Source organism: Pseudomonas sp., assembly GCF_050739995.1.
Taxonomy (GTDB): domain Bacteria; phylum Pseudomonadota; class Gammaproteobacteria; order Pseudomonadales; family Pseudomonadaceae; genus Aquipseudomonas.
The window spans coordinates 1-7,720 of sequence record NZ_JBOICG010000648.1 but is presented as its reverse complement, the minus strand read 5'-3'; the positions used below and the strand labels follow the sequence as shown (position 1 = coordinate 7,720).

Below are 7,720 nucleotides of genomic sequence, written 5' to 3'. Positions count from 1 at the left end.
GGCTTGCTCGCGAAAGCGGTGTATCAGCTGATAAATACGTAGCTGAAGGACCGCATTCGCGAGCAAGCCCGCTCCCACATTTTTGATCCGGTGTTGTCGGGTATTTCTACTTCGAGAACAACACTTTCTGCCCCTCAGACGACGTAAACATCTTATCCCCGTCATGCCCAACCCCTGGCACTTCCACCAGCTTGTGGCTCAGTTGCGGATGACGCTGCTTGAGGTAATCAAAGTAGTTATGCCCACGAATCAATCGGTACGCGCCCTGGGTCTCGGCTTCGCAGCTTTTATCCAGCGCGGGGTGGTTCGGGTCGGTGTCCTGCTGGCCTAGCAGGTAGGTGATATGACGTGACACGTAGGCCTGCTCAAGTTGCTCGGCGTCCTGGCCCTTGGCGTAGGCCGGCAGGTTCTGCATGCCGTACTTCCAATCATTGAAGCCAGGGCAACTGGCCACATCGAACTTCACCGGACGCTGCGGGCTGAAATAAGCGTAGGACGATGGGTTGGCCACCACGTAACGCAGGCTGATGCCTTCGGTTTGCAGCAGCGGGTGATCGTGGCCGGTCAAGGCGAAACGCTGCACCACCTGGCCGCCGCCGGAATGGCCGGCCACCACGATTTCTTTCAAGGCCGGGAACAGCTGGCGGTTGCCCAGGTGCTTGATGATCTGGTCCAGCGCGCCGTAGGAGCTGAGTTGGCCCGGGCCGGTGGAGGGCTCACCGGCCATCCAGTCGTTACCCTTCCAGCGCAGTACCTGATTGCCCAGGTGGTTGCGCTTCACGTCCAGCTCGTTGAGGAATTGCGGCGCGATCACCAGGGTATCGGCGGCAACGCCGGCCTGCGCGGCGGCATCTTCGCCGCTTTGCAGGTAGGTCTGTGCGTTGCGCAGGCGACCGTGGACGATGATCAGCGCACGGGTGACGTTGGGCAGTGGCTGGCGCCAGTCCTGGCTCAGCCCCAGGCTGAGGTCGCCGGCATCCAAGTGAAAACGATCAGGACTGACCACTTTGACGCCATGCTCTTTCTCGGCAGCCCAAGCAGTCGCGGAACAGGTAAGCATCAAGCCCAGCAGTAGACCCAATCGTTTATTCATTTAGAGGCTCTTGGCGGTGAAGGTATCGCATTGAGTGATTTGGCCTTCGGCGAAGCCAGTCTTGAACCAGCGAACCCGCTGTGCCGAGGTGCCGTGGGTAAACGAGTCCGGCACGACGCGCCCTTGACCCTGTTGCTGCAAACGGTCATCGCCGATGGCGTTGGCCGCATTCAGTGCGGCTTCAATGTCGCCGGGCTCCAGCCAGTTCAGGCGCTTCTGCGCACGGTTGGCCCACACGCCCGCGAAGCAGTCGGCTTGCAGTTCCTGGCGTACCAGCAGGCCGCCGTCGCCTTGCATCTGCCGGCCTTGCTGACGCGCAGCATCGATCTTGGCCGAAATGCCCAGCAGTGTTTGCACGTGGTGCCCGACTTCGTGGGCAATCACATACGCCTGGGCGAACTCGCCGGCGGCCTGGAAGCGTTGTGACATTTCGCGGAAGAAATCCAGGTCCAGATACACTTGCTGGTCGGCCGGGCAATAGAACGGGCCGCTGGCCGAGGTGGCGCTACCGCAGGCGGAGTTGACCCGGCCACGGAACAGAATCAGCTTGGGGTTCTTGTAGACTAGGCCATTTTCCTTGAAAACCTGGCCCCAGGTGTCTTCCGTGTCCCCCAGGACGGCGCGCACGAAGTCAGCCTGTTGGTCGTTGGCCGGCGGCGTCTGGCGAGTTTGCGTACTCACCGAGGGCGCTTGCTCCATCTGGCCGGTCAATTGGCCGAGAATCTGCAGCGGGTCTTGGCCGGTCAGCCAGCCAATACCGACGATCAGCACAATGGCCGTGAGGCTCAGGCCCTTGCCGCCACCAAAGCGCATGCCTCCACCACCACCACCACCACCGCCACTGTCATCGCGGGCATCTACCACGTTGTCGCTGCGTCGGCCTTTTTTCCATAGCATGGGGCAATCCTCTCGATGAACGGTCCTACATTAATTGGGAAATAGTATGGCCGTTAATCGCGGCAATAACCTTCGCCGGTATCGACAATCAGGCAGTCCTTTTTATCCGCCAACCATTTCAGGCCGGTGGCTTCACCGTTGCCGGCGCTCAACTGCTGCGGGCCGTCCGGGCGGGTAAAGGCGATGCCGTCTTCGTTGGCTTCACCTTGGAAGGTGCCCGCGTCGTCGGCATCCAGGCCGTACTTCATGGTCAGGAGGTAGTGGCCGCGGCCGATGCTGTCGTCCTTGGCGATGGTGAGGTTAAGGCCTTCGACGCCGATCCACTTGCCGACCCATTTGTCGGTGGGTGGGGTTGCTGGCACCAGCGTGGCCTGAACCGATGGTGGTGCGGGCTTGGGCGCTGGTTTTTCCTCTTTATTGCAGGCGGTGAGCAGGGCAAGGGCAGACAGGACAAAGAGTGTTTTTTTCATAACGACAAGGCCTTGGTTAAAAAGTGTGCAACACGTAGGCGAACGTGCAGCGTTGGACTCGAATGCGGTGATTTAGTGCGCTGTTCGCACGGTGTTTGGTTATGCTCTTGGGGCAGACGCAGGCCCGGCTGCTAGATTACCGGGTTGAGTGCATTCGCGTTCAGCCCGCCATGCAAGAGAATTCAATGACTGTCAGCACACCCCTCTCCGGCGTCAACCATCCCTTCAAAGGCATTTTGCTGATTGTGGTGGCGACGTTTCTGTTTTCCAGCCATGACGCCTTGTCCAAATACCTGGCCGGGTTCTATCCGATCGTGATGGTGGTATGGGCGCGTTACCTGGTGCACACCCTGTTGATGGCCGGGATCTTCCTGCCGCAATCGGGCTTGCGGGTGCTGCGCAGCAAGCGGCCGGGAATGCAGGTGGTGCGCGCTTTGTGCCTATTGGGCACCAGCCTGTTTTTCACCGCGGCCCTGCATTACATCCCGTTGGCGGAGGCCACGGCGGTGAACTTCCTCGCGCCGATCCTGGTGACGGCGTTGTCGGTGCCCTTGCTTGGCGAACATGTCACGCGGGGCCAATGGCTGGCGGTGATCTGCGGGTTTGTCGGCGTGCTGATCATCATCCATCCGGGTGGCGAACTGTTTACGCCTGCGGTGCTGCTGCCACTGTGTTCGGCGCTGTTCTTCTGCTTCTACCAACTGCTCACGCGCATCCTCAGCCAATACGACACACCGACCACCAGCAACTTCTTCGCCGGCCTGTGCAATACCTTGGTGATGAGTGCGATGGTGCCGTTCTTCTGGCAAATCCCCACGCTGTGGCACGCCGTGTTGATGCTGGCGCTGGGCACCTGCGGGATGACGGCACACCTGTTGTTGACCCAGGCCTTCCGCTTCGCGGCACCGGCCTTGCTGGCGCCGTTCGGCTATTGCCAGATCGTGTTTGCAGGGTTGTTGGGCTGGCTGGTGTTCAACCATACCCCGGACCTGACCACGGTGGTCGGCATCGGGGTGATCTGCATGAGCGGGTTGGCCGCTGCCTGGCAGCAGCGGCGCAGATAGCTCAGGGGGTAGCTCAGACGTCTACGGTAGGGATCTTGCGCGGCGCCATGAAGTACATCCAGATCAGGGCAATGAAGTACATCGCCGGGATCAGGGTGAACAACACGGTGTAGTTGTTATGGGTGACGGTGAGGATGTGCCCGACGATCTGGGTCATGAACATGCCACCGATGGCCGCGCACATGCCGCCGAAACCGAACACCGTGCTCATCATGTGCTTGGGTGTGTAGTCCATCACCAGGCTCCAGATGTTGGCCGTCCAGGCCTGGTGCGCGCCGATCGCCAGGGAGATGGCAAACACCGCGACCCACAACTGGCTGGAACCGGCGGCCATGATCACGCCGACGATGCAGCAGGCAAACAGCAGCATCGACAGCAGCCGCGCCTTGATCGGGTTCATGCCGCGACCGATCAGGAACGACGACAGAATACCCCCGCCAACACTGCCGAAGTCGGCGGTCAGGTAAATGATGATCAGCGGGATGCCCATCTGGGTCACGTTGATGCCCAAGTTGTATTGCTGGTTCAGGAACGGCGGCAGCCAGTACAGGTAGAACCAGAACACCGGCGCGGTCATCGAGTAGGCGAGGGCGAAGGCCCAGGTGCCGCGCATGCGCAGGATGCGGCTGAAGGGCACGCGGGGTTGTTCCGGTTCGACTTCCTGTTGCACGTAGTCCAGTTCGGATTGTTTAACGGTAGGGTGGTCTTCCGGGTTGTAGTACTTCAAACCCCAGAGCACCAGCCAGATCCCGCCGAGTGCCGACATGCACAAAAACGCCGCCTGCCAGCCCCACACATGCAGGATCAGTGGCAGCAACATCGGCGTCACCATCGCTCCTACGTTGGTGCCGGCGTTGAAGATACCGGTGGCCACTGCACGTTCACCCGCCGGGAACCACAAACGTGTGGTCTTGACGCAGGCCGGGTAGTTGGCAGCTTCGGTCAGCCCGAGGATAAAGCGGCACACCATGAAGCCGACCGCCGAGGTGGCGAGGCCATGGGCGCCGGTAGCCACGCTCCATAGCAAGACCGCGCAGAAGAACACGCGCTTGACGCCGATGCGGTCGATCAGTCGGCCTTGCAGCACAAAACCAATCGCATAGCCCACCTGGAACCAGAAGTTGATGTTGGCGTAGTCCATCGCCGTCCAGCTCATCTCTTTAGCCAGGATCGGTTGCATCACGCCCAGGGCGGCGCGGTCGATGTAGTTCAGGGTGGTGGCGAAGAACACCAGGGCCAGCATACCCCAGCGGGTTTTACCCACGGCCAGGGCACCGCGGATCTTGTCGCCGATGCCGGCGTGCGGGTTGCCCGGGCTCGCGGCCAGGGCGGAATTTTGCAAAGGCATGAGGTCGTACCCGTTTTTGAAATTTTTATGGTGTGTTCTGGGCTTCTTTTCGGGTGTAGCTACGTGATCGATGGTGCGCAGCGGCTAAAAAATCGTCAATTCGCCAAAGGGGCTTAGTGTTCGATAATCGCACCAAAAACTAACTGGTTCGTACATTTTAATTGCTGCGTATCGGCAGGGGGCGAATAATTTGCCACAAACAACAATTGCCGGGAGTCGCCCATGCAACGTTCCATTGCCACCGTTTCCTTGAGCGGCACCCTGCCGGAAAAGCTCGAAGCCATCGCCGCCGCCGGGTTTGACGGGGTCGAGATCTTCGAGAATGACTTGTTGTATTACGATGGCAGCCCCCGGGAAGTTAGGCAGATGTGTGCCGACCTCGGCATTGCCATTACCTTGTTCCAGCCCTTTCGCGACTTCGAAGGCTGCCGTCGCGACCGTCTGGCGCGCAACCTGGAGCGGGCCGAACGCAAATTCGACCTGATGCAGGAACTGGGCACTGACCTGGTATTGGTGTGCAGTAACGCTTCGGCCGATTGCGTGGGTGATGAACGCATTTTGCTCGATGACCTCAGCCTGCTGGCGGAACACGCCGGTCGCCGTGGCCTGCGCATCGGCTATGAAGCATTGGCCTGGGGCAAGCATGTGAACACCTGGCAGCAGGTGTGGAACCTGGTGCGCCAAGTCGACCACCCGAGCCTGGGCGTGTTGCTCGACAGCTTCCACACGTTGTCGCTCAAGGGCGATCCGAGCGCCATCGCCCAGATTCCCGGCGACAAGATCTTCTTTGTGCAAATGGCTGACGCGCCGATTCTGGCCATGGACGTCTTGGAGTGGAGCCGACATTTCCGTTGCTTCCCCGGGCAGGGCGAATTCGACCTGGCGGGTTTCCTGGCGCCGATCATCCAGAGTGGTTACACCGGGCCGTTGTCCCTGGAGATTTTCAACGATGGCTTCCGCGCAGCACCCACCCGGGCCAATGCGGCGGACGGTTTGCGCTCACTGTTGTACCTGGAAGAGAAAACCCGCGAGCGATTGAAGCAGCAAGCGCCTGCCCAACCGGTCGACATCCTGTTTGATACACCCGCCGCCAGTGAATACGACGGTATTGAGTTCCTGGAGTTTGCCGTGGATGAAAACCTCGGTGCCCGGCTCACCCAGTGGCTGGAGCGCCTGGGGTTCGTCAAGGCCGGGCAGCACCGCTCCAAGAGCGTGAGCTTGCTGCGTCAGGGGGATATCAACCTGATCCTCAATTGCGAACCTTATTCCTTCGCCCATAACTTTTTCGAATCCCACGGGCCGTCGTTGTGCGCCATGGCAGTTCGGGTCAAGGACAGCGCGAAGGCGCTGGAGCGGGCGGTGGCCTACAAGGGCCAGCCTTATCGCGGCCTGGTCGGCCCGAACGAACTGGAGCTGGCGGCGGTACGCGCCCCGGACGGCAGCCTGATTTATCTGGTGGACCCTTCCGAACGTGCGCTGTACGACACCGATTTCAATCTGCAACCGGCCCCCACCGCCAGTGGCGGCCTGCTGCGTATCGACCACATGGCCATGGCCTTGCCGGCCGACAGCCTCGACAGTTGGGTGTTGTTCTATAAGAGCCTGCTGGATTTTGAAGCCGATGACGAAGTGGTGCTACCCGACCCTTACGGGCTGGTGAAAAGCCGCGCGCTGCGTAGCCGTTGCAGCTCGATCCGCCTGCCGCTGAATATTTCCGAGAACCGCAATACGGCGATTTCCCACGCGCTATCGAGCTATCGCGGCTCGGGTGTGCACCACATCGCCTTCGACTGTGCGGATATTTTCGCCGAGGTGAGCCGGGCCAAGGCTGCCGGTGTGCCGCTGCTGGATATCCCGCTCAACTATTACGACGACCTAGCGGCGCGGTTTGATTTCGACGACGAGTTCCTCAGCGAACTGGCGTACTACAACGTGCTGTACGATCGCGACGCCCAGGGTGGTGAGCTGTTTCACGTGTACACCGAGCCATTCGAAGGGCGGTTTTTCTTCGAGATCATCCAGCGCAAGAACGGCTATGCCGGCTACGGTGCGGCCAACGTGGCGGTGCGTCTGGCGGCAATGGCCAAATCCCGCAGCGGCGCAGCGCGCCAGGCACGGTTATAACGGCAGGCGCGGGTGCTTCCTTCGGCGGGCGGCGCAGCCCATAATCACTGCCTGCATAACACTGGCCGTGAGCGCACCATGACCTCCGAAGCACCGCGCAAGAGTCGCAAGAACAATCCGGAAAAGACCCGCGAAAACATCCTTCAGGAAGCCATCGTCGAGTTTGTTCAGCAGGGCCTTTCCGGCGCTCGCGTGGATGCGATTGCCGAGCGCATCCACACCTCCAAACGAATGATTTATTACTACTTCGGCAGTAAGGAACAGTTGTACGTCGAGGTGCTGGAGAAGCTCTACGGCGACATCCGCAACACTGAAACCCGCATGAACCTCACTGAGCTTGAGCCGCGTGAAGCGATCCGGCGGCTGGTGGAATTCACCTTCGATCACCATGACCAGAACGTGGATTTCGTGCGCATCGTCAGTATCGAGAATATCCACAACGCCGAGTACGTGAAGCGTTCGGATTCGATCAAGGCGATGAACAGCAACATCCTCGAAGCGCTCGGCGCCACTCTGCGCCGGGGTGCCGAGATGGGGCTGTTCCGCGAGGGGCTGGAGCCGTTGGACGTGCACCTGCTGATCAACTCGTTCAGCTTTTACCGGGTGTCCAACCGCCATACCTTCAGTGAGATTTTTCAGATAGAGCTGTCGGATGAGGCAGTTAAACAGCGGCACCGCGAGATGATTTGTGATTCGGTGATGCGCTACCTGCAGGCTTGAGTAC

7 protein-coding genes are annotated in these 7,720 nt (G+C 60.2%); 3 read left to right on the top strand and 4 right to left on the bottom strand.

Going from position 1 to position 7,720, the window contains the following annotated elements:
* Positions 1-106 precede the first annotated feature (106 nt).
* The 3 genes from ACRESD_RS21840 to ACRESD_RS21830 are packed head-to-tail and all read right to left on the bottom strand — an operon-like array spanning position 107 to position 2,460.
* Positions 107-1,093 (bottom strand): alpha/beta hydrolase, encoded by a 987-nt coding sequence (locus tag ACRESD_RS21840; protein WP_431752806.1) that lies wholly within the window; start codon positions 1,091-1,093, stop codon positions 107-109.
* Entirely contained in the window at positions 1,094-1,990 is an 897-nt protein-coding gene (gene ypfJ, locus ACRESD_RS21835; protein ID WP_431752805.1) for a KPN_02809 family neutral zinc metallopeptidase, read from the bottom strand.
* Positions 1,991-2,043: 53 nt separating this feature from the next.
* Entirely contained in the window at positions 2,044-2,460 is a 417-nt protein-coding gene (locus ACRESD_RS21830) for a membrane lipoprotein lipid attachment site-containing protein (protein ID WP_431752804.1), read from the bottom strand.
* 185 nt (positions 2,461-2,645) lie between these two features.
* Here ACRESD_RS21830 and ACRESD_RS21825 point away from each other — a divergent pair, with 185 nt between their 5' ends.
* Entirely contained in the window at positions 2,646-3,524 is an 879-nt protein-coding gene (locus ACRESD_RS21825) for a DMT family transporter (protein WP_431752803.1), read from the top strand.
* A 13-nt stretch (positions 3,525-3,537) separates the two neighbouring features.
* On the opposite strand, the gene ACRESD_RS21820 is transcribed toward ACRESD_RS21825, so the two are convergent.
* Positions 3,538-4,872 (bottom strand): MFS transporter, encoded by a 1,335-nt coding sequence (locus ACRESD_RS21820; RefSeq protein ID WP_431752802.1) that lies wholly within the window; start codon positions 4,870-4,872, stop codon positions 3,538-3,540.
* A 222-nt stretch (positions 4,873-5,094) separates the two neighbouring features.
* On the opposite strand from ACRESD_RS21820, the gene quiC reads away from it, so the two are divergent.
* Together quiC and ACRESD_RS21810 are read left to right on the top strand one after the other, a co-directional pair.
* Positions 5,095-6,996: a 3-dehydroshikimate dehydratase QuiC gene (quiC, locus tag ACRESD_RS21815; protein WP_431752801.1), complete on the top strand. Its 1,902-nt coding sequence runs from the start codon at positions 5,095-5,097 to the stop codon at positions 6,994-6,996.
* Positions 6,997-7,074: 78 nt separating this feature from the next.
* On the top strand, positions 7,075-7,716 hold the full coding sequence (locus tag ACRESD_RS21810; RefSeq protein ID WP_431752800.1) for a TetR/AcrR family transcriptional regulator: 642 nt from the start codon (positions 7,075-7,077) through the stop codon (positions 7,714-7,716).
* The last annotated feature ends 4 nt before the right edge of the window (positions 7,717-7,720 follow it).

What these genes read in the sequence shown, in the direction of transcription:
- quiC (WP_431752801.1), top strand. Translation starts at nt 5,095, where the DNA reads ATGCAACGTTCCATTGCCACCGTTTCCTTGAGCGGCACCCTGCCGGAA.
- ypfJ (WP_431752805.1), bottom strand. Translation starts at nt 1,990, where the DNA reads ATGCTATGGAAAAAAGGCCGACGCAGCGACAACGTGGTAGATGCCCGC.
- ACRESD_RS21820 (WP_431752802.1), bottom strand. Translation starts at nt 4,872, where the DNA reads ATGCCTTTGCAAAATTCCGCCCTGGCCGCGAGCCCGGGCAACCCGCAC.
- ACRESD_RS21830 (WP_431752804.1), bottom strand. Translation starts at nt 2,460, where the DNA reads ATGAAAAAAACACTCTTTGTCCTGTCTGCCCTTGCCCTGCTCACCGCC.
- ACRESD_RS21810 (WP_431752800.1), top strand. Translation starts at nt 7,075, where the DNA reads ATGACCTCCGAAGCACCGCGCAAGAGTCGCAAGAACAATCCGGAAAAG.
- ACRESD_RS21825 (WP_431752803.1), top strand. Translation starts at nt 2,646, where the DNA reads ATGACTGTCAGCACACCCCTCTCCGGCGTCAACCATCCCTTCAAAGGC.
- ACRESD_RS21840 (WP_431752806.1), bottom strand. Translation starts at nt 1,093, where the DNA reads ATGAATAAACGATTGGGTCTACTGCTGGGCTTGATGCTTACCTGTTCC.